Raw genomic sequence first — 21161 nt, 5'->3', positions numbered from 1 at the left:
CCCGGGAAGATCACCGCCCTTTTAGCGTGTCCGCCAGCGACTGCCAGCAAAACGGCTGTATCCCAGCATAATCCAATCCGAGCCCCTGCATCTGCTGAGGTAAATGGCGCTGTACCTGCGCCGTCGACTGGCTCATCAGCCCCAGACCGCCCGCATCGCGCAGCGTTTTCACCACCTCTTCCATCTCTTCGCTACGGCGCACGCCGTGCTCTGCCACACGGCTAATCAGGTAGCCTGGAAACGCACCATCCCAACCGAGCGACGGGAAGCTGCGGTGTAGCGAGGCCAACACCTCCTCTTCCACGCCGTATTCACGGGCGGCAAACAGGCACTCGGTGGTCAGCGCTTCTAGCCCTTTGATCATCACGCTACGGCACATCTTAATCGCTGAAACCTTGCCCACAACCGTATCACCAAAGCGGGCGTTAAAGCCCAGCTGATTCAGCACATCGGTTACCGACTCCGCCTGCGGGCCGCCAACCAGCAGCGGCGTTTTCATCCGCGCGGGCGGCACCGGGGCCATCACCGCCACATCGACGTAGACGCCGGGAACAAACGCCTGCGCCGCCTGACGTTTGGTGTCCGGCGCGACCGAATTGAGGTCGAGAAAATACTGCCCAGCCTGCATCAGTGCAGCACTCTGGTGAGCCACCTCAAGCGCCGACCCGGCGGTAACAGTGGAGAAGACCCACGCCGCGCCGTCCAGCGCCTGCGCGAGGGAGTTCGCCGCCTGTACGCCAGCCCGCTCGGCTTTTTCCCGCATCGCCTCACGTTCTGCACCATTAAGTTTCCGGTCCCACACCACCACGCGATGATGTTGCGCCAATTCACTTGCCAGAATGGTCCCCGCCTCGCCAAAACCAATGAACGCAATATGTCTCATCATCACTCCTTTGCCATCGGAATAAACACGTCGCCGGCAAACAGCAGCCGGGCGGTGCGCAGCAGGCCGCTGCCTGCCAGCCGCCCATCTTCGCGACGCTGGAGCGCCACGCTGAACTCGCCGGTAGGGTGCTCAACGCTGACCATCAGCTCACGCCCTTCACCGACCTTCGCCAGCCCCTGCGTTACCGCCCCCGGCAGCAGGCAGGCGCTCGCCACGCTCACCGCGCCGAACACGCCAATCGACGCATGGCAGCGATGCGGGATAAAGGTCCGGCTACTGATGGCCCCGCCGCTGCGCGGTGCGGCAATCAGCGTTATCTTGGGCACGCTGCGCTGGGTGACGTCGCCCAGATTCATGCGCGGCCCGGCCTGCAGGCGGATGGATTCGAGCCGCTGCTTCAGCTCATCGTCGGCATCCAGCTGTTCGCGGGTTTCATAGCCCGTACGTCCGAGATCGCTGGCGCGCAGCAGAATAACCGGCATGCCGTTGTCGATGCAGGTAACGTCGATGCCGTCGAAGCGGTCAACGACGTTACCGGTCGGCAGCAATGCACCGCAGGTAGAACCGGCGGTATCAAGAAAGTTGAGGATAATGGGGCTGGCGCTACCAGGCACGCCATCAATGCGCGCGTCGCCATCGTACTCCACGCCGTCCGATGAGCAGGGCACGTCAGCCACCGCGATCTGCCCGGTGTTGACCATATGCACCCGCACCTGGGTGAGTGGCGAGACGCGTTCAACTAACCCGCGCTCGATAGCAAACGGCCCCACCGCTGCCAGAATATTGCCGCAGTTCTGGCCATAATCGACCACGGCGCGCTCCACGTTGACCTGCGCGAACAGGTAATCCACATCGGCATCCGGGCGGCTTGAGCGCTGGATAATCGCCACTTTGCTGGTAAGCGGATCGCCGCCGCCGATACCGTCAATCTGGCGGAGGTCGGGCGAGCCCATGACCGCCAGCAGCACCGCGTCGCGCTGTTCGGTTGATGCAGGTAGATCAAATGCCAGAAAGCAGGCTGCCTTTGAGGTGCCACCCCGCATCCACAGGCAGGGAATTCTGCGTTGTGCCATATCAGTCCCTCACGTCCTCAGCGGAATCAAAATAGCGCAGCCCTTTCTCCGCCAGGCGCGGACGCATGGCATAGATATCCAACCCCAGCTCCCCGTGGCTCATCCGCTCGCGCTTCGCCGTTTCGTTGGCGATACGGCTCTGCGCTTTTGCCAGCACCGTATCGGCAAGGGCGTGAGGTACCACGACCACACCGTCATCGTCCGCCACCACCACGTCGCCCGGCACCACCAGTTGCCCGCCGCAGGTCAGCGGCACGTTAACCGAACCGAGCGTCTCTTTGACGGTGCCCTGGGCGTAAACCTGCCGCGACCACACCGCAAAACCCATTTCACGCAGGGTTTGCGAGTCGCGAATACCAATGTCGCCCACCAGACCAATGACTCCACGGGCCTGCAGCGAGGTGGCCAGCAGGTCGCCGAAGAAGCCATCACCGCAGGGAGAGGTCGGCGCGACCACCAGAATATCCCCCGGCTGGCATAGCTCGACGGCCACGTGGAACATCCAGTTGTCGCCCGGCGTCACCAGCACCGTCACCGCGTTGCCCGCGCGGCTAACGCCTCGCTGAATAGGGCGAATATCTGGATTCATCAGCCCCTGACGGTCATGGGATTCATGGATAGTTGCCACCCCAGCAGCGGCGAACAGCCGCAACGTGTCACCGCCAGAGCGAGGAATATGGCGCACGGCGATGCCTTTTTTGTTGAGTAAATTCATGCCAGATCCCCCGTGACGCGCGGGAAGATGCTCTGGAAACCTTCCGCATGGCTGATATCGCGAGCGGCAGTAATACCGATATTGCGCTTCGCCTGCACGCCGCGCTGCAAGGCCACGCGGGTGTAGTATTCCCACAGGTGCTCCTGCCCTTGCATGCATTGAATGGCGCGGTACTTTTTTTCCCACACGGGGGTGATATCCAGCAGCACATCCGGCTTCCAGTTGCACTGTTCCGGCTGATGCGGCTCAAAGCAGTATACCGGCGGGGCCGCCACAACCGACTCGCCGGGGCGATAGCCTTCGGCCTGGGCAATAATGCGGGCTTCCTGCGCCAGATTGGAGGCCAACGGGTGATCGTAGTTGTACGGGTCGTGCATCGAGTGGGTCAGCACAAAGTGCGGCTGCACGCGGCGATAAACGTCCGCCAGGCGGAATAGCGTCTCTTTGTCGGCCCGCAGCGGATAGTCGCCGATATCAAAAAATTCGACGCTGGCACCGAGGATCTCCGCCGCCGCCTGCGCCTCCTGCTGGCGATGCTGCTTCACCGTCGCTTCGGTCATATTGCCCTTGCGCCACAGTTTGGCAGACTCGCCGCGCTCGCCGTACGACAGGCAGACGATATGCACCTGGTAGCCTTGCTCAACGTGCAGTGCAATAGCGCCGCCCGCGCGCCAGACGAAATCCGCCGAGTGAGCACTGACGACAAGGGCGCTTTTGGGGGTAATCAGAGTAGACATGTGGGCTTCCTTCTTGGTTTTTTTTCAGCTTGTCATGTCCAGCTCACAGCGGGTAATTCGTTAACTTGCGAAGGCTATGATTTTTATTTATGTTGAGTAAAAATCACCCTCCCAAAAGGCGAGTCACGACATGTGGCAGACGAAGCACGAGAAAGGCATCAACATCATGCAGTTGCGATTCTTCTGCCAGGTCGCCAGCCGCGGCAGCGTCTCCCGCGCCGCCGACGACTTATTCCGCACCCAATCCGCCATAACCCGCGCGATTCGCGATCTGGAAGCAGAGCTGGACGTGACGCTGTTTGAGCGTCACTACAGCGGCATGGTGCTGACGGAATACGGTAAGTGTATTTTGCCGCGCGCACTGCGGGCTATTGGGGATTTGCAGGCCATTCCGGCGCTGATGCACAAGCTCAAAGCGCACACGGGGTCGCACAAAGCGACGCCGGATCCCGGCTGGCTGTTCAATACCCGGCGGCTGGAGATTTTTATTCAGCTGTACCACATCAACCATAGCCAGACCGTGGCTAGCCAGCTCGGCGTGACGCAACCGGCGATTAGCGCCGCGCTGAAAATTCTGGAGAAAGGGGCGGGGTCACCGCTGTTTCGCCGCACGCCGGAGGGGGTACGCCCGACTTCTGCCGCCGATATGCTCTATCCGAACATCAGCCGCGCGCTGAACGAACTGGCGCACATCTGGGGTGATTTAGCCGCAATATGCGGCGTTCTGGAGGGCAATGTACGTATTGGTGCACTGCCGCTGAGCCGTACGCAGCTTTTGCCTGCCGCCATTAACGCCTTTCTGACGCAGCATCCGGGTATTCGCGTGGTCACCAACGAAAGCCCGTATGAGTCCCTGGTGTCGGACATGCGGGCCGGAAATATCGATTTTATTATTGGCGCTTTACGCCAGCACGATGATCTGCCGGAGCTCACCTGCCAGCCGTTGTTTGAAGAGGAGATGCTGATTCTGGTGTGCAACGATCACCCGCTGCTGAACCATCCCGACCCGTTAAGTCAGCTCGCCAGCGCCAAGTGGGTGCTGCCGCGCAGCAACGCCCCGGCGCGGCATCTGCTGGATAAAGCGTTTGCCGCCCTCGGCCTGCCGCAGCCACAGCCGGTGGTAGAAACCGGTGATGCTGCGATGGTGCGCGGCCTGCTGCTCGGTTCACCGCTGTTGGCCGCCGTCTCCGCCAGCCAGATGCGCTTTGAAATTGACAACCACCTGCTGACCGTTCTGCCGGTGAAGCTGCCCAATACGCAGCGGCGCATTGGGCTGACTTTCCGCGAAGGCAGCCTGCCCTCACCCGCCACCCAGGCGCTGGTGAACTTTATCCATCAGCAGGTGGCGGCCAGCTAGTTCGCCGGTGTTTTCGTTCCCGCCACCGAATAAGTCACCTGCTGGTTGCGGGTTTTCTGAAACTCGTCGAGCGTCTGCCCGCGCATGGCGGCGTAGATATGCAGGTTCGACACCCCCACCACCGCGCCCATTTTCTCCAGCAGGAAGAAGCTGGCGCCGTACTGAATCAGCCCTCGCCAGTCCCGCGCCGTCAGCAGCGTCTGCTCCTCTTCACTTAACGCCGCCTCGGCAAACAACGCCTGCGGCTCGTTGAGGAAGCGTTCGCGCCACGCGGGCTGCGTCAGTTTGTGCAGAAAAGCGTTCAGCCGCATACCGTTGAGGCTGCGCTCATGGGTGAACGGATAGGTACCGGGCAACTTTTCCACGCCCGCCAGCTGTCGCGCCATATGTTGGCGATGACGGCTGAGGGTGTCGACCGGCGGCAGCCGGGCATTGTTTTCCAGAATCAGCGTCGCAATACCGGTCATCGACGGCAGATAATAGTCGCACCAGGTTTCGCTGACGTTGGCCGACAGCGCGCCGCGCATCACCAGCCACATAATCACTTCCGAACCCTCCATGCCGCCAAGCTCAGCGTATTCCGCCAGCGTCATTTCGGTCAGCTTTTCCGGGTCGTTCACCAGCATATCGATGAACTGCGCATCCCATTCGGTGTTGTTAAACCCGCAGCGCTCGCCATGCACCTGATGCGACAGCCCGCCGGTTGCCACAATGGCGACGTTGATATCTTCCGGGAAGCTCTCTATCGCCCGGCGCAGCGCCTGGCCTAGCTTGTAGCAGCGCCGTGCGCTCGGCACCGGGAACTGCAGCACGCCAATTTGCAGCGGTACCACCCTGGTCGGCCATTCGCCGCTCTGCCACGGCAGCAGCGCCGACAGCGGCGAGAACAGGCCGTGGTCGAGCTTTTTATTCATAAAGAACGACATATCGAACTCATCGGCCATCAGGCTGCTGCCGATATGCCGCGAGAGTGCGGCGTTGCCTTTGATCGGCGGCAGGCTGCGTGGGCCGCCGCCTTCATCCGCCACGCCGTATTCGTTATCGATGCCCAGCGCGAAGGTTGAGTAGTGGTCGAAGAAAAAGGCGGTCACGTGGTCGTTGAAGATATAGACCAACGCATCCGGTTTTTTCTCGTCAAGCCAGCGTTGCAGCGGCTCGAAGCTTTCGAAAATCGGTGCCCACGCCGCATCATGCTGTTTATGATGATCGACCGCAAAGCCGATGGTCGGGGTATGGGAGACGGCAATACCGCCAATAATTCTTGCCATAACAGAACTCCACTTATCGATGATGGGCGGCGTTTGGTAGCGCCACGTCGCCCGCCGCACGCCCGCTCTGCGCGGCGTTACGCTGGTTCATACGGTGCAGCAGAATACAGGCCGCCGCGAGGCAGGCCGGCAGCGCCAGCACCAGGAAAATCGACGAATGCCCCGGCACCGCCAGCATGATCACCCCGCCCAGCGTCGAGCTTAAAATCGCCCCAATACGCCCGATGCCGTGCATCCAGCTCACGCCGGTGGCGCGAATTTCGGTTTGATAGAAGGCCGGTGAGTAGGCCTGTAGGCCGTTTTGCGCGCCGTTGATGCACATCCCGCTCACAAAAATCAGCACCGACAGCGCCGCCGAACCGAAGTCCATCAGCCCCTGCGACAGCAGGCACAGACAGCCAATGAAATAGGTTGCGGCAATGACCACTTTCGCCGAGGTGCGGTCCATCAAATAGCCAACCAGAATGCCACCCAGCGGGCCACCAAGCTGGAACAGGCCGGTGATAATCGCCGCCTGCTGCAGCGACAGACCGCCAGAGCGCAGAATGGTCGGCAGCCAGCCGTTCAGCAGGTAAATCACAAACAGGCCCATAAAATAGGTCAGCCACAGCGCCACCGTACCGCGCGCATAGCCACCGCGGAACAGCTGAATCACTTTCGCGTGGCGGGAGATTTCCGGCGTGCCAAGGGTGAATAACGTATTAGCGGCAAACTGGCCGCCCAGGCGGTTCAGCACGCGGGCAATTTCAGCCCCCGGCACGCGTCGCGCCACCATATTCATCGCCGATTCCGGCAACATCACCAGCATAAACGGCAGCACGATCAGCGGCAGTACGCCGCCGAAGATCAGCGCTGAGTGCCAGCTGTAATGCGACAGTAGCGCCGCGGCGATAAATCCGCCGAGCCCGGAACCGACGTTAAACCCGCTGTACATTAGCGTAATCATCAGCCCTTTACGCCGCTCAGGCATGTATTCCGCCACCAGGGTCACACAGTTTGGCATCACCGCGCCAAGGCCAAGCCCGGTGAGAAAACGCAGCAGCGCCAACTGAGTGGGCGTTTGCGCCATCGCTGCCGCCAGGCTAAAGACGCCGAACAGCGCCACCGAGGCCAACAGAATGCGCTTGCGGCCATAGCGGTCGGCGAGCGGCCCGGCAATCAGCGCACCCAGCGCGACGCCAAACATCGCCGCCCCGAGAATCGGCCCCAGCGCCGCACGGCTGATGCCCCAGTCTTCGAGCAGCGCCGGGGCGATAAAGCCCATCACCGCTGCGTCATAGCCGTCGAGCATGATAATCACGAAGCAGAGAAACAGAATTTTCCACTGAAAACGCGAGATTGGTCGGGCATCAATCCACGCTTTTACATCTACACCGGTAGAGAGGCTCATAGGGTCACGTCCTTAAAGAGGGGGTATGAATGTTCTGGTTTGTGTTATTGGATGAACGTTGATGCCACGTTAAGGCAGTCGCCCGATGCTGTCCGGTTCAAAAATCCGGGGTAAGGTATGAGTTATTTTTATATTGTGAGCGGAGTTGCAAAACAATGAGGCTGAAACAGGCGCCTACTATCAGATCGTATTGGGGCGCCAGAACGCGCTGCTGGACGTCAATCCTGTTTCATTTTTTGCCGCGCAATCACTTGTGCAATGGGTGTCCATTTCACCCCCAAACGACAATTTTCTGTGAGCCAGGACGAAATAATTAGTCTCATAAGCATGAGAAATTGATGGGGGTCACACTTCTTGATTTTATGAATAGAAACCGGTTTCAGTTTCATATCAAATCACAATCGCAATAACTTTTTACATTTAGAGGATGGGCATCAATGAACAAAATTATGCTCTGCCGCTGATTTATTCAGCGCGCGAAAAAGATGTTTAAATGAACTCTCGTTATCACTCGTGGTTTCGCGAACCATTATTTCTGGACGCTAAACACGGTGGTCATGTGCGTTATTTATATGCTGACCTCTGCGGCCATGTATTGACTATTGCTGTACCCCGAAAGTCGTTCATTAATGAGAAACAAAGTGCAGACGTTAAAATCAACTGCGCCATAACCTGGAACCGTTAGTTAAGTCAGATAAATTTAACAGTAAGCATTGATATATTATTTCCGACCTCTTTTTATCATAACTTTAAATAGTTAGAGGATATTATTATGGTTAGGTTAGAGGACGCGGTAATGGAAATAATCATTAACGCGGGCCAGTCCAGATCGCTGTGCTTTGAGGCGCTACACGCCGCACGCCAGGGTGAAATGGAGGAAGCCAGAAATCTCCTGCGGGAAGCTGATGGCTATGCCCGCCAGGCGCACCATATGCAAACCCGGCTTATTGAGCAGGATGCAGGTGACGCGCGTCAGCCCATGACCCTAATTATGGTACACGCGCAGGATCATTTGATGAATTCGTTACTTGCTCGTGAACTTTCGGAAGAAATTATTCATCTTTATCAACGTTAATATTAAATTTCATTTAACTTCGGAGACATTAATTACGCTAACGATTTAACGGTACCCTACGAGAGAATAAATAAAATCAGCTTGTTTTGGTGGCGATGATAGTTATCCACCCGAACGGGATGGTTATTGTCTGAAAATATAATTAATTAATTTGAGATAACCATGAAAACTGTAAAAAAACTTCCATTAGCTATGGCGGTTATTGCCGCACTTTGCCCGCTTTCCTCTGTAATGGCACAAGAATTTACTCAGGAACAAATCGACGCCATTGTGGCCAAGGCCGTCGATAAAGCCCTGGCCGACCGCCAGGCCAAAATGGATGCCGCCCAGGCCAAAAAGGTGGATCTGGAAACCAACCCGCAAAGCGCCGCACAAACGCCAGATATGGCCGTGCCGTTCGGCCTGAAGTTCAGTGGCTACGCGCGCTACGGCGCACACTTCCAGGCTGGCGACCAGAAATACGTCGGCGTGGACGGTTCCTATAACGGTGCCTCGGCAATCGGCCGTCTGGGTAACGAAGGAAACGGCGGTGAATTCCAGTTAACCAAAGCCTTTAAGAGCAGCAAAGGCGCTATCTGGGATATCAACGTCATGTTCGACCACTGGAGTGACGAAGTTAACCTGAAAAAAGCCTACGTTGGCGTCACCAACGTGCTGGAATCTAACCCTAACGCCTATATCTGGGCGGGCCGCGACTTCCACCAGCGTCCACAACAGGGTATCAACGACTACTTCTGGATGAACCACGACGGCCAGGGTGCCGGGGTGAAAAACTTTGACGTTGGCGGCGTGCAGTTCGACGTCGCTACCGTTTCGCAGGTGAAATCCTGTAGCCCGGAAGTGATGGCCGATGAGTCTAGCCCATCGCGCATCACCTGTACCGGTAGCTCAGATACCGGTGATAGCGGCCACTACGCGCTGACCACCAAAACCCACAACATCAAAGCGGGCCCGATTGACGTTGAGGTTTACGCTAACTACGGCTTCGACTCTAAAGCGGTGGATAACGACAAGCAGCTTGATGCCTGGCAGGGTGGTCTGCTGTTAAGCCACACCAACAGCGACGACAGCGGCGTGAACAAGGTTATCCTGCGCTACTCCGATAACTCGGATAACAGCGTATTCAACAAAACTGACGGGCTGACCGCGATTTACGCCAGCTTCGAAGGTAACTATAAGTTCACCCAGCAGGCGCAGGTGGAATACCTGTTGGCCTTCCACGACTACGACAACAGCAAAGACAACACCGACAACCGTAAAAACTATGGCGCGATCGTTCGTCCAATGTACTTCTGGAACGACGTGCACTCCACCTGGCTGGAAGCGGGTTACCAGCGCGTAGATTACGACCAGGGCGGTGACAACCACGGTTGGAAGCTGACCCTGTCGCAGAACATCGCAATTGGTATGGGCCCGGAATTCCGCCCAATGCTGCGCTTCTACGTGACCGGCGGTCAGGTGGATAACAAGCGTACGGCGAAAGTTAACGGAACGCAGGACGAGCAGCTGGATTCGCTGAACTTCGGCGGGATGTTTGAAGCCTGGTTCTAAGTTCGTGTGATAAACCCTCTTTTCCCCCTCACCCTGACCCTCTCCCCAAAGGGGCGAGGGGACTGATTGGTGCAGGGTTTTCCTGCCGAGCTAATCAGCGGCACCGATGTGCTCCCTCTCCCTTTTTAAGGGAGAGGTTTTTTATTTCTGCCCTAACCGTTTCGCCACGCGCTCCAGCTTCATCATCAGCAGCAGCGTCATCGCCACCAGCACAATAGTCAGCGCCGCGCCGTCGGCAATATTACCGCGATCGGTCAGGCTAAAGATGGCCACCGGCAGCGTCGTCCAGCCCGGCGGGTAGATCATCATCGTCGCCCCCAATTCCCCCATCGATAGCGAAAGGCTCAACGCCAGCGCCGACACCATCCACGGCATCAGCAGCGGCAGCGTGACGTGGCGCAGGCGATACCACGGCGAGGCACCAAGGCTTGAAGCGACGTTTTCAATATCGGCAGACACCCGCGCCAGCCCGGTGGAAACGTTGCTGAAGGTGAACGCAGAGATCAGCACAAAGTGCGCCACCAGCACAATCCACAGCGTGCCGTTCATCTGCAGCGGCCCCTGGCTGAAGGCCACCAGAATACCAAGCCCGACGGAAACCGAAGGAATGGCACTGGGTAAATAGAACAGCATACTCAGCCCCTTCTGCACCTTGCCGCCGTACTGGCGCAGCGCCAGCGCCGCCCAGACGCCACACAGCAGCGCAAACAGACTGGCGCAAAAACCAATCATCAGGCTGGCGAGCAGCGCATCCCACGCCGCGCCGCGAAAGGCATTCACAAAGTGGTTCAGCGTGAAGCCGCTGGGCAGAATGCCGTTCCACTGCTGGCTCAGGCTGGACATTAAAATCACCGCCAGCGGCAGGAAAAAGAAGACGCTGGCAAGCGCGGTGGCAACCACGCCCGCCGCAACGCGCCCTTTGCGCGACCAAATCAACATGGTTAGCCCCTTACGCCAGTACGCGCGGCCGCCAGGCGGTAGAGCGAGAATAGCCCCAGCGACAGCACAATGTTAATCAACGCAATCATGCAGGCGACGCTGTAGTCAGACTCCAGAATCGCCTTGCTGTAGACCATCATCGGCAGCGTGTTCACTCCTTTCGCGCCGATAAACAGCACGATGCCGAATTCGTTGGTGGTCAGCAGCAGACACAGGCTGCCGCCCGCCATCAGCGCCGGTAGCGCCGCCGGGAAAATCACCTGTGCAATCACCCGCAGCGGGTGTGCGCCAAGAATACTGGCTGCCTCCAGCTGGCTTTTATCAATCTGGCGCAGCGCCGCCATCAGCGGGCGCATCACCAGCGGGGTGAAGACGGTGATCTCCGCCAGAATCACCCCCTGCATCGAATAGAGGAAATCCACCGGCGGCAGCTCGAAGGCGAACAGATGCATCAGCGTGCCGTTGAGCAGCCCCGCCGAGCCATAAATAAAGGTGAAGGCCAGGGTTATCAGGAAAGTGGGCAGCGCGATAAAGGTATCCACCACCCGGCCAATCAGTTCGCTGCCGGGAAACGGGATAAACACCAGAATCAACGACAGCACGCTGCCCAGCAGCAGGCAGCCGGCGGTGGCGGTCAGTGCAATTTGCAGGGTATTCATCAGCGCGCTGACAAAGCGCCGGGATTCAATCACCTGCCAGAAGGTGTCCAGCTCGACGCTGCCGTTGGCGTCGCGCAGCGCCTGCTCGACGATCAGCGACAGCGGCCAGAAGAACAGCGTGGTCAGCACCAACAGCGGCAACAACAGCCACAGCAGCGGGCGCAGGTTGGGCAGCGGTTTGGTCTGGGTCAGAGAGAGCGACATCGTTATACCTCAATCAAAACCGCATCATCGGGTTCGAACCATAGCGCCAGCTTGTCGCCGGGTTTCGGCAGCGGGTCCACGTGCGTCAGGACAATACGCACCGCTTCACCAGCCACATCGCACAGCAGATGGGTGAGATCCCCCTGCCAGTGCACCGATTGCAACGTGGCGTTAAAGCGGTTGCTGACGGCCGAACGCGGCGCCAGGCTCAGATGCTGCGGACGAATGCACAGCAGCTTGTTGTAACCGTGATGGCTGCCCTGGCTGAAGGCGCGGATCACCGTGCCGCCACAGCTCACGTCCACCAGTCCCGGCGCATCCGTGATGCCCAGCGCGGTAGCGGAAAGAATATTGGCGCGTCCTAAAAACTCGGCGGCAAAACGGTTCGGCGGATGACGGTACAGCGCCCGGGTTTCACCGTGGGCGATCATCGAGCCGTCCTTCATGATGCCGATTTTATCCGCCAGGGTGAGCGCTTCGGTCTGGTCGTGGGTGACGTAGAGAATGGTGAGCTCCGGCAGTTCGCGGTGCAGGCGGGCTATCTCTTCCACCATGTTGTGGCGAATCTGCGCGTCCAGCGCCGAGAGCGGCTCGTCCAGCAGCAGCACCCGCGGGCGCACGGCAATGGCGCGGGCAATCGCCACGCGCTGCTGCTGGCCGCCGGAAAGCTGGTGCGGATAACGGGTGGCATAGTCGCTCATGCCGACCGTTTTCAGCGCCTGAGTCACGCGTTCATTAATCAGCGCCTTTGGCTGCTTTTGCGCGCGTAGGCCAAAGGCGACGTTATCTTCTACCTTCATATGCGGGAACAGCGCGTAGTTCTGCACCACCATTGCCAGCCCGCGTTTATAAGGCGGCAACTGAGTTACGTCCGTATCGCCGATGAGAATGCGACCACCCGCAGGCTGGACAAAGCCCGCTACCGCGCGCAGCACCGTGGTTTTTCCCGAGCCGGAAGGGCCAATCAGCGCCAGCACTTCGCCGGGTTCAATCGTCAAAGAGAGTGGTTTAAGCACCACGTTGCCGTGGTACGCCACGCGCAGCGAGTCGAGGACAATCCCCGAGGTCCCCTGCATTGCAGGGGCAGGAACGGCGGTCGTTTTCATCAGCATCAGGCTTACTCGCTATCGGTCACTTTATGCCAGCGGGAGATGTCTGCCGACAGCGAGACGGCAACGTCATCCCAGTTTGGCTGCCAGCTCTGCACGCCCGCCATCGCGGCGGTTGCCGCTTTATAGTGATCGTCACTTGGGGTCACGTCGCTACGCACCGGCATCCCCCAGGAGAGCGCGCTGACGCTGGTTTGCGCCTCTTTGCTCAGCAGGAAGTTAATCAGCTTTTTGCCGTTTTCACTCTCCGGCGCGCCCTGGACTAAGCCAATCACGTACGGGATAACCAGCGCACTACGCTCGCCTTTGTCGTTGGCGGGCCAGAAGATTTTCACGTTCGGGTTACGTTCCATCTGCGCGAGGTTCATCTGCAGGTCGCCGTTCGCCACATACAGCTCGCCCTTATTGACCAGCGCGGTCAGCTTGCCGGTAGAGGCAGATGGCCCGACGTTGTTGGCCTGCAGTTTGCCGAGATAGTCAAAACCAGCCTCTTTGCTGCCAAAGCTATGGAAGGCTTGCAGCATCACCGCCGTGCCGTCAGCGGCCTGGCCTGGGGTAGAGTACTGCAGTTTGTTTTTGAACTGGCCGTCGAGCAGGCTTTGCCAGGTGGCCGGGGCGGTTTTCAGCACCTTGCCGTTGTAGATAAAGCTCAGGTAGTTCTTCACCAGCGGCGAGTAGAGGTCATTGGCATCCGGAATGGCGGTGGCAGCGTCGGTTTTAAAGCTCGCCAGCAGTTTTTCAGACGCGGCGCGCTGAATGAACGGCGGTGCGGTCACCAGCACGTCGGCCTGCGGGTTGGTGCGCTCTTTCGCCAGGCGCTCGACCACCACGCCGCCGCCGCCTTCAACGTAGCGTACGGTAATGCCGGTCGCTTTGGTGAACGCGTCGAACTGCGCCTGATACCAGCTATTGTCGCCATCGTGCAGCCCGTCGATGGAGTAAACCGTAACCACCGATTCCGCCCATGACGGGGCGCTGGCGAGGGCAAAAACAGACAGCAGAGCAAGTCGGGAAAGTTTCATCGTAATAGCCTCATAGCGTGCGTTTTATGTTTCTGGCCTATACCAGATTTGCTTTTTACGCTAAACGGCTTTTGTGACAATACGATGAAGGATTTGTTGAATGCCGGATGGCTAGTGGGTATCCACCTCAATACGCAGGCTATCGTGACGCCAGTATTCGATATCCAGATCGAGCACCCGTCCGTGCTGATCGTAGTTGAGGCGGCGCAGCAGCAGCGCCGGGCGCCCTTCCATCACCCCCAGCGCTTGCGCGGCCTGCGCTGGCATGGCGGTCGGGTAAAACGACATGTGCATGCTGGTATAGACAAGGTTGTAGTGCGCCTCATATACCTCGGTCAGGCTACCGTTGAGATCGTACTGCAACAGCTCCGGCACGCGGGCGGGCAGACAGTGGTTTTCGCTGTAGCAGACAGCGCGGCCATCGGCGTAGCGCAGACGGGTCAGCAGGTAGATCTGGTCAAACGGCTGCAGCTGTAACGGCTCCATCGCCTCCACCGGCACGGTGGTCAGCACGCCGCTCAGCAGCGCGGTTTTTGGCTCCCGGCCCTGCTCGCGGCACAGCTTGTGGAAATTGGTGTTCTGGGTCGGGTCCAACCACAGGCGTTCCGGCGTGACAAACCAGCCGCGACGGTCGGCGCGCCAGATAAGCCCGCTGGCCTCAAGCTGCGCCAGGCTTTCGCGAATGGTGATACGCGTGGTGTTGAAGATCGCGCACAGTTCGCGCTCAGACGGCAGCTTATCACCGCTTTTCAACGCACCGCTCTGGATGCGCGCCTGCAGCTGCGCCTTGATCAACAGGTACTGTGGGATATCGCCCGGAATCGCTTTCATAGTCACTCGCTGTCACTTTTCTCTGCCGCCATTATACAGACGCAGATGAATTTTTTGTTGCAGAGCCATTTTCCCTTTGACCCTATGCCGAAAAGATCGTCATGATAAATGCAAATCTGGTATAGACCAAAGGTAAATAACATGACTTCGCGTAACTATCTGCTGCTGACCCCCGGCCCACTGACCACCTCACGCACCGTGAAAGAAGCGATGCTGTTCGATAGCTGCACCTGGGACGATGATTACAATATCGGCGTGGTGGAATCTATCCGCCAGCAGCTGACCGCGCTGGCAACAGCTTCTGAAGGCTACACCTCTGTACTCTTGCAGGGCAGCGGCAGCTACGCCGTGGAAGCGGTGCTGGGCAGCGCGCTCGGCAAACAGGATAAGGTGCTGATTGTCAGCAACGGTGCCTACGGCGCTCGCATGGTGGAGATGGCGGGAATGATGGATATCGCCCATCACGCCTATGACTGCGGCGAAGTATCCCGCCCGGACGTGCAGGCGATCGAGCTGATCCTCAAAACCGACCCGACGATCTCCCATATCGCGATGGTGCACAGCGAAACCACCACCGGGATGCTCAACCCGATTGACGAGGTCGGCGTGCTGGCCCGTCAGTATGGCAAAACCTATATCGTAGACGCGATGAGCAGCTTCGGCGGTATTCCAATGGATATTGCCGAGCTGAATATCGATTTCCTGATTAGCTCCGCCAACAAATGTATTCAGGGCGTGCCGGGCTTTGCCTTCGTAATTGCCCGCGCGGACAAACTCGCCGCGTGCAAAGGCCGCTCCCGCTCGCTGTCGCTGGATCTCTACGCCCAGTGGCGCTGCATGGAAGATAACCACGGTAAATGGCGCTTCACCTCGCCAACCCATACCGTGCTGGCGTTTGCTCAGGCGCTGAAGGAGCTGGCGGAAGAAGGCGGCGTGGCGGCGCGCTATCAGCGCTATCAGCAGAACCAGCGCAGCCTGGTGGCCGGAATGCGGGAACTGGGCTTTACCACCCTGTTGGACGATGCGCTGCATTCACCGATCATCACCGCGTTCTATTCACCTGAAAACCCGCAGTACCGCTTTAAAGCGTTTTATAGCCGCCTGAAAGATCAGGGGTTTGTTATCTATCCGGGCAAGGTGTCGCAGAGCGACTGCTTCCGTATTGGCAACATCGGCGAAGTGTATGAAGCCGATATCACCGCCCTGCTTACCGCCGTTCGCCATGCGATGTACTGGACAAAATAAGGAGACATCATGAACCGTATTAACGCCGTTATTCTCGATTGGGCAGGTACTACCGTTGATTTCGGCTCCTTTGCGCCGACGCAGATTTTTGTCGAAGCCTTCCGCCGGGCGTTTGGCGTGGAGATAACCCTCGCCGAAGCGCGTGTGCCGATGGGGCTTGGCAAGTGGCAACATATTGAAGCGCTGGGCAAACTGCCGTCCGTGGATGCCCGCTGGCAGGCGAAGTTTGGCCGCGCGATGAATGCGGCAGATATCGATGAGATTTACGCCACCTTTATGCCGCTGCAAATTGCCAAAGTTGTCGATTTTTCCGCGCCGATCGCCGGAGTTGTCGACACCATTGCGGCATTGCGTAACGCCGGTATTAAAATTGGCTCCTGCTCCGGCTACCCGCGTGCGGTAATGGAACGCCTGGTGCCTGCCGCCGCCGAGCACGGCTATGCGCCGGATTGCTGGGTTGCCACCGACGATCTCGCGGCGGGCGGCCGTCCGGGGCCGTGGATGGCGCTGCAAAACGTGATTACGCTGGGTATCGATTCGGTCGGCCACTGCGTGAAGGTGGACGATGCCGCGCCGGGCATTACCGAGGGGCTGAATGCCGGGATGTGGACCGTAGGGCTTGCGGTGTCGGGCAATGAGTTCGGGGCGACGTGGGAGGAGTATCAGGAGATGGGCGTTGCAGAGATGGCTACCCGCCGCGAGCACGCCGCCAGCAAGCTGTATGCTGCCGGGGCGCATTACGTGGTGGATTCGCTGGCGGATTTACCAGGGGTGATTGCCGAGATTAATGCGCGTCTGGCGAAAGGCGAACGCCCGTAAAGAGGTGACATCGGCGCCGTTCCCGGCGGCGCTTCGCTTGGCCGGGCTACACGATTATTCAACCGCGCGGTTATTTAATCCGTACCTTCGCCGTCACCAGCAGCGCGGTCAGCAGCATCAACGTCCCGGAGAGCATCAGCGGTGACGTCAGCCCCAGACGGTCCAGCGCTAAACCGCCAATCGCCGCCCCGCAGGTATTCGCCAGTTGGATAACCGCTACCTGAATCGACCCGGCTTTCTCCGCCTGATCGGCCAGCGAGCGGGTGATCCACGTTGACCAGCCTACCGGTACCAGCGCGAACGCCAGCCCCCAGATAATGGCAATACCTGCCGCTACGGTCTTTTCGCTTCCCCACAGCGCCAGTACCAGCGCACTTATCGCCAGAATCAACGGTGCACCGGCCAGCGCCAGTTTGACCGAACGCTTCAGGATAACCGCCGAGAACGACGTGCCAACAAAGCTGGCAATACCGAAGCTCAACAGCACTAAGGTCAGGCCGTCGACGTCAAAGCCCGCCAGGTTCATATAGATTGGGCGAATATAGGTGAAGAAGGCGAACTGCCCGGCAAAGGACATAAAGATGGCAATCATCCCCGCCATCACGCCGGGACGCTGCAGCAGGCTAAACATATTCTGCTTGTGGTGCGCCGGTTCCCCCGGCAGCGACGGCAGCGCTTTCACCACCCAAAAGATGCACACCACGCCCATCACCGCCGCCGCGTTGAACACGTTGCGCCAACCAATAATGCCGCCCAGGAAGCTGCCGAGCGGCGCGGCAATCACCAGCGCGATAGAGACCGCACCAAAGATAACCGACAGCGCTTTCGGCACCGTTCGTGCCGGTACCAGGCGCATCGTCAGCGAGGCCGACATCGCCCAGAAGCCGCCCAGCGCCAGCCCCAGACAGGCGCGACCCAACAGCAGCAGCGTAAACGAATTGGCAAACGAGACCAGCAGGCAGGAGAGCGTCAACAGAACGGAAAATAGAATCACCACGTAGCGACGATCGAGGCTACCGATAATCTGCGTGACAAACAGGCTGGAGAACATGGCGACGAACGCAGTTACGGTGACCGACTGACCGGCCACGCCTTCAGAAATCCCCAGATCTTCCGCCATCGGCGTTAGCAGGCTGACGGGTAAAAATTCCACGGTAATCAGGCAGGCCACACAAAACGCCACGGCAAAAACCGCCGACCAGTTCGGCCGCAGAACGCCCTCTGTGCGGGGCTTTGCTTCACTATGCTCACTCATTTTTTTGTTACCTGCGCGGTGTTTTTGCGGAAAGGATGCGCAGTGTAACATCTTAAGTGTGATGGATTTAACGTTTTGGCAACCAACATCGTTGCATGACATTTTGCGAAGCGACTCGAGCATTGAGAAAGATCGCTTTATTCCCGCGTGCAAAAATAACGATTCACACATAGTGTGGCACCAAGTGCTATACTTTTAATGACAGGACGTCAAACCGATGCGAATCTTCAAAACCAAGTGGTTCAACAGGGAAGCGAAATCCCACGCGATAAAAGACGATGAGTTAAGCGAAGCGATTAAAGCCGTGCTCCAGGGAAAAGCGGATAATCTCGGCGGGGGAGTTTATAAAAAACGTCTCAATCAGAACCGGGATCGTGCAATCGTTCTGGCGAAAGGCGGAGAACACTGGTTTTACACATTCCTGTATGCCAAGCAGGATATGGCAAATATCAGCTATCGAGAATTGGCGGGGTTTCGTGAGCTGGCAAAACACTACGCTTGCCTCACCGCTCCTCAAATTACCGCATTAATTCACAGCAAAGAACTGGTCGAGGTACTCCATGACAGCAAAAACTAAATTCAAAAGCCCTGCCTTCGAAGCCATTCATAGCGCGGCTTCTGGGTTATTTAGCGTGGATGCCATCCCTCAGGAAACCATGCGCAGCTTTGATGCGGCCTGTTTGAGCCGCGTAGAAAGCCTACAACCTATTGAAATAAAAGCATTAAGGGAAGAACTTAACGTCAGCCAACCCGTTTTTGCCCGTTACCTGAATACCAGCGTATCCACCGTGCAAAAATGGGAAACCGGCGCTAAGCGCCCAAGCGGGATGTCACTGAAGCTGCTGAGCGTTGTGCAAAAACACGGCTTGAAAGTATTGATGTAGTGAGCGTGCCGGATGGCGGCTTCGCCTTATCCGGCACCCACAAACTCACTCCCCGCGCGCCGATTTCACCAGCCCGGTAATCCACTCCTGATGACCGTTAATCATCGGGTTCGGCACGGTGCGCGCCAGCTCCTGCGCCGGGACGCCAATCTGTGATTCCTGCGTCAGGATGCGTACGCGGTTACCCGGCAGGTCTTCGAACAGCCAGGCGTGGATCACGTCCAGCCGGGTGGTGGCATCACCTTCCGCCCAGCCGTGCCAGGCAATGCGCGCCGCTTCGCCGTCGACCGGTGGGACGTATTCGGTGATTTGCGCTTCAATCGGGAAGCCGAAGGTAGAGAAACGGAAGCGGGCGTTAGCGCTCAGCATCGGGCCGCTGCCGTCGTGGAAATGAATATCCGCTACGTTGCTGTAGTAGGTTGGCCACAGCGTGGTGTCATCAAGCTGCGCCCAAATCTGTTTGGCGGTCAGGCCGCTGACGATAATTTCGTTAGAAGCAAAGTTGTCGGTGGTGCCCGGCAGATAACCTTCCGGCCAGACGATAGCGCTTTGCTGCATTGACTGTTTCATGATGAACCTCGTGAGTAATGATGTTGACGAGGTAAATCATGCGCGCAGAAGTGATATAAATATAATCATCAATGTTGATAAACAACATCACACAACATGATATCAATGCAGCCAGTGCACACCGTTTTCATCATGGAACAGCGCGTTATAGCGGTACTGGAAAGCGTTCAGTTCGCTGATTTCCGGCTCCAGCTCGCGCAGGAAGCTCAGCGCCAGACGTATCTGGGCGTCGGTAATCGGCGCCGCCAGGCGGGCTTTTTGCAGCCGCCGGTGCCAGCTCAGCATATTCACTTCACTGCCGTCGACAATGCACACCTGCCAGATCAGCAGCATCTGCGCCGCATTCTGCAAATGCGCTTCGTTCGGCCGCTCCAGATAGCGTAAATATTCTTCGCCCTGCGCTTTCCCAAGCTGGTCTACCATCGACTCTACCGGCTCCGGGGTAATACCGAGCCGCTCACTAAGACGGCGAATCGCCCGTCGGGAACTTGAGGTCAGGATCCGAAATCCTACAACAAACACCACCACCAGAGTGGCCAGAATCAACCAGATCATGCACGCTCTCACCTTAGCTAAACCCCGACATGATAATGGGATTTTGCGCCCTGTCGATAATCGAACATGCCATAATGTGCGTTACCTCCCTGAAGGAAGCCACCGATGAAACCGGATCTCAGAACCCTCGACCTCAACCTGCTGAAAACGCTGGATGCGCTGCTCGATGAACGCAGCGTGACGCGAGCGGCCGCGCGGCTGTCGCTGACCCAGCCCGCCGTCAGCGGAATGTTGACCCGGCTGCGGGACAATTTTGGCGATCCGCTGTTTATCCGCGCTCCGCACGGCATGGTGCCGACGCTGCGCGCCCAGCAGCTGGCGCCGGTAGTCAAACAGATCCTGAACGATATCAACACGCTGCTACAGCCCGCGCAGTTCGACCCGCTCACCGCCGACTTCACTTTCACCCTCGCTGCGACTGACTATGCGCTCAAAGCCGTAGTGGTGCCGTTTATCGCCGCCCTGAAGGTGCGCGCACCGATGATTCGCGTCCGGGTGATCCCCGTCGAACCGGAGCGACTAACCACGCAGTTTGAGCAGGGGAAAATCGACCTCGCGCTGCTGACCCCCAGCACCACGCCTGGCGACTTGCACAGCCGCACGCTGTATGAGGAGCGCTACGTCTGCATGCTGCGCGCCGACCATCCCGACGCCCGAGCGCCGCTCAGCCTCGACCGCTTCTGCGCGCTGGAGCATATTCTGGTCTCTTACGAGGGAGAAAGTTTCTGGGGAGTGACCGATGACGCGCTGGCAAAGGTGGGCCGCAAGCGCCGGGTAGGGCTGTCGGTGAGCAGCTTCCTGGTGCTGCCGGAAGTGCTGGCCATCAGCGACATGATTGCCGTGGTACCGAGCCGCCTTGCCAGCGCACGCGCGTCAATCTGCGTGCAGGAGCCGCCGGTGGCGATTCACGGTTTTACCAAAAATATGTCCTGGCACGAGCGTAATCATCGCGACCCGGCGCAGCAGTGGCTGCGTGAATTGCTGCATGAGACCAGCCAGCAGGCATAAAAAAGCCCG

The 21161-nt window shown here is 58.4% G+C and carries 22 protein-coding genes; 8 read left to right on the top strand and 14 right to left on the bottom strand.

Features of this window, described 5'->3' with window-relative positions; all coding sequences use genetic code 11:
• Positions 1–10: 10 nt before the first annotated feature.
• From V6944_RS04065 to galB, 4 genes are read right to left on the bottom strand one after another with little or no spacing between them, the layout of a single operon-like run.
• Positions 11–883: an NAD(P)-dependent oxidoreductase gene (locus tag V6944_RS04065; RefSeq protein ID WP_333498244.1), complete on the bottom strand. Its 873-nt coding sequence runs from the start codon at positions 881–883 to the stop codon at positions 11–13.
• 2 nt (positions 884–885) lie between these two features.
• A complete protein-coding gene (locus V6944_RS04060) occupies positions 886–1959 on the bottom strand; it encodes a 4-oxalomesaconate tautomerase (RefSeq protein WP_333497989.1) in 1074 nt (357 codons plus the stop codon).
• Between the two features lies 1 nt (position 1960).
• Positions 1961–2674: a 4-carboxy-4-hydroxy-2-oxoadipate aldolase/oxaloacetate decarboxylase gene (locus V6944_RS04055; RefSeq protein ID WP_333497988.1), complete on the bottom strand. Its 714-nt coding sequence runs from the start codon at positions 2672–2674 to the stop codon at positions 1961–1963.
• On the bottom strand, positions 2671–3411 hold the full coding sequence (galB, locus tag V6944_RS04050) for a 4-oxalmesaconate hydratase (RefSeq protein WP_333497987.1): 741 nt from the start codon (positions 3409–3411) through the stop codon (positions 2671–2673). The genes V6944_RS04055 and galB overlap by 4 nt, the downstream gene beginning before the upstream one ends.
• A gap of 130 nt (positions 3412–3541) precedes the next feature.
• Here galB and V6944_RS04045 point away from each other — a divergent pair, with 130 nt between their 5' ends.
• Positions 3542–4768, top strand: a complete 1227-nt coding sequence (locus V6944_RS04045; protein ID WP_333497986.1) for a LysR family transcriptional regulator — start codon at positions 3542–3544, stop codon at positions 4766–4768.
• Here the strand turns inward: V6944_RS04045 and V6944_RS04040 are convergent.
• On the bottom strand, positions 4765–6036 hold the full coding sequence (locus V6944_RS04040) for a gallate dioxygenase (RefSeq protein WP_333497985.1): 1272 nt from the start codon (positions 6034–6036) through the stop codon (positions 4765–4767). The genes V6944_RS04045 and V6944_RS04040 overlap by 4 nt on opposite strands.
• Before the next feature lie 13 nt (positions 6037–6049).
• A complete protein-coding gene (locus tag V6944_RS04035) occupies positions 6050–7426 on the bottom strand; it encodes an MFS transporter (RefSeq protein WP_333497984.1) in 1377 nt (458 codons plus the stop codon).
• Between the two features lie 772 nt (positions 7427–8198).
• On the opposite strand from V6944_RS04035, the gene V6944_RS04030 reads away from it, so the two are divergent.
• Positions 8199–8501: a PTS lactose/cellobiose transporter subunit IIA gene (locus V6944_RS04030; RefSeq protein ID WP_185668108.1), complete on the top strand. Its 303-nt coding sequence runs from the start codon at positions 8199–8201 to the stop codon at positions 8499–8501.
• Between the two features lie 162 nt (positions 8502–8663).
• The gene (locus tag V6944_RS04025; protein ID WP_333497983.1) at positions 8664–10052 is read left to right on the top strand and encodes a carbohydrate porin; all 1389 of its coding nucleotides are present in this window, start codon (positions 8664–8666) and stop codon (positions 10050–10052) included.
• 141 nt (positions 10053–10193) lie between these two features.
• Here the strand turns inward: V6944_RS04025 and phnV are convergent, their stop codons facing one another.
• The 5 genes from phnV to phnR all read right to left on the bottom strand — a co-directional run bounded on the left by phnV (position 10194) and on the right by phnR (position 14816).
• Positions 10194–10991: a 2-aminoethylphosphonate ABC transport system, membrane component PhnV gene (phnV, locus tag V6944_RS04020; protein WP_333497982.1), complete on the bottom strand. Its 798-nt coding sequence runs from the start codon at positions 10989–10991 to the stop codon at positions 10194–10196.
• 2 nt (positions 10992–10993) lie between these two features.
• Entirely contained in the window at positions 10994–11854 is an 861-nt protein-coding gene (gene phnU / locus V6944_RS04015) for a 2-aminoethylphosphonate ABC transporter permease subunit (RefSeq protein ID WP_333497981.1), read from the bottom strand.
• Between the two features lie 2 nt (positions 11855–11856).
• Positions 11857–12966 (bottom strand): 2-aminoethylphosphonate ABC transport system ATP-binding subunit PhnT, encoded by a 1110-nt coding sequence (phnT, locus tag V6944_RS04010; protein WP_333497980.1) that lies wholly within the window; start codon positions 12964–12966, stop codon positions 11857–11859.
• A 5-nt stretch (positions 12967–12971) separates the two neighbouring features.
• On the bottom strand, positions 12972–13985 hold the full coding sequence (gene phnS, locus V6944_RS04005) for a 2-aminoethylphosphonate ABC transporter substrate-binding protein (RefSeq protein ID WP_333497979.1): 1014 nt from the start codon (positions 13983–13985) through the stop codon (positions 12972–12974).
• A gap of 111 nt (positions 13986–14096) precedes the next feature.
• Complete coding sequence (gene phnR, locus V6944_RS04000; RefSeq protein WP_333497978.1) at positions 14097–14816, bottom strand: phosphonate utilization transcriptional regulator PhnR; 720 nt, start codon at positions 14814–14816, stop codon at positions 14097–14099.
• Positions 14817–14957: 141 nt separating this feature from the next.
• Here phnR and phnW point away from each other — a divergent pair, with 141 nt between their 5' ends.
• Both phnW and phnX read left to right on the top strand, forming a co-directional pair.
• Positions 14958–16061: a 2-aminoethylphosphonate--pyruvate transaminase gene (gene phnW, locus V6944_RS03995; protein ID WP_333497977.1), complete on the top strand. Its 1104-nt coding sequence runs from the start codon at positions 14958–14960 to the stop codon at positions 16059–16061.
• A gap of 9 nt (positions 16062–16070) precedes the next feature.
• The gene (phnX, locus tag V6944_RS03990; protein ID WP_333497976.1) at positions 16071–16880 is read left to right on the top strand and encodes a phosphonoacetaldehyde hydrolase; all 810 of its coding nucleotides are present in this window, start codon (positions 16071–16073) and stop codon (positions 16878–16880) included.
• A 70-nt stretch (positions 16881–16950) separates the two neighbouring features.
• On the opposite strand, the gene nepI is transcribed toward phnX, so the two are convergent.
• Positions 16951–18135 (bottom strand): purine ribonucleoside efflux pump NepI, encoded by a 1185-nt coding sequence (gene nepI / locus V6944_RS03985; protein ID WP_333497975.1) that lies wholly within the window; start codon positions 18133–18135, stop codon positions 16951–16953.
• Positions 18136–18352: 217 nt separating this feature from the next.
• Here nepI and V6944_RS03980 point away from each other — a divergent pair, with 217 nt between their 5' ends.
• Positions 18353–18712, top strand: a complete 360-nt coding sequence (locus V6944_RS03980; RefSeq protein ID WP_123650993.1) for a type II toxin-antitoxin system RelE/ParE family toxin — start codon at positions 18353–18355, stop codon at positions 18710–18712.
• Positions 18696–19019 carry a helix-turn-helix domain-containing protein gene (locus tag V6944_RS03975; protein ID WP_333497974.1) on the top strand — a complete coding sequence of 108 codons (324 nt, stop codon included), beginning with the start codon at positions 18696–18698 and terminating at the stop codon, positions 19017–19019. The genes V6944_RS03980 and V6944_RS03975 overlap by 17 nt, the downstream gene beginning before the upstream one ends.
• A 45-nt stretch (positions 19020–19064) precedes the next feature.
• On the opposite strand, the gene V6944_RS03970 is transcribed toward V6944_RS03975, so the two are convergent.
• Together V6944_RS03970 and V6944_RS03965 are read right to left on the bottom strand one after the other, a co-directional pair.
• Positions 19065–19577 (bottom strand): SRPBCC domain-containing protein, encoded by a 513-nt coding sequence (locus V6944_RS03970; RefSeq protein ID WP_333498243.1) that lies wholly within the window; start codon positions 19575–19577, stop codon positions 19065–19067.
• A gap of 114 nt (positions 19578–19691) precedes the next feature.
• The gene (locus V6944_RS03965) at positions 19692–20144 is read right to left on the bottom strand and encodes a DUF1198 family protein (protein WP_185668119.1); all 453 of its coding nucleotides are present in this window, start codon (positions 20142–20144) and stop codon (positions 19692–19694) included.
• 105 nt (positions 20145–20249) lie between these two features.
• On the opposite strand from V6944_RS03965, the gene V6944_RS03960 reads away from it, so the two are divergent.
• A complete protein-coding gene (locus V6944_RS03960; RefSeq protein ID WP_333497973.1) occupies positions 20250–21152 on the top strand; it encodes a LysR family transcriptional regulator in 903 nt (300 codons plus the stop codon).
• Positions 21153–21161: the final 9 nt, after the last annotated feature.

Origin of the sequence: Kluyvera sp. CHPC 1.2972 (genome assembly GCF_036759925.1) — a bacterium.
Classification (GTDB): domain Bacteria; phylum Pseudomonadota; class Gammaproteobacteria; order Enterobacterales; family Enterobacteriaceae; genus Kluyvera.
Note: the sequence above shows the minus strand (reverse complement) of the source record. Positions and strands in the feature narration are given on the sequence as shown.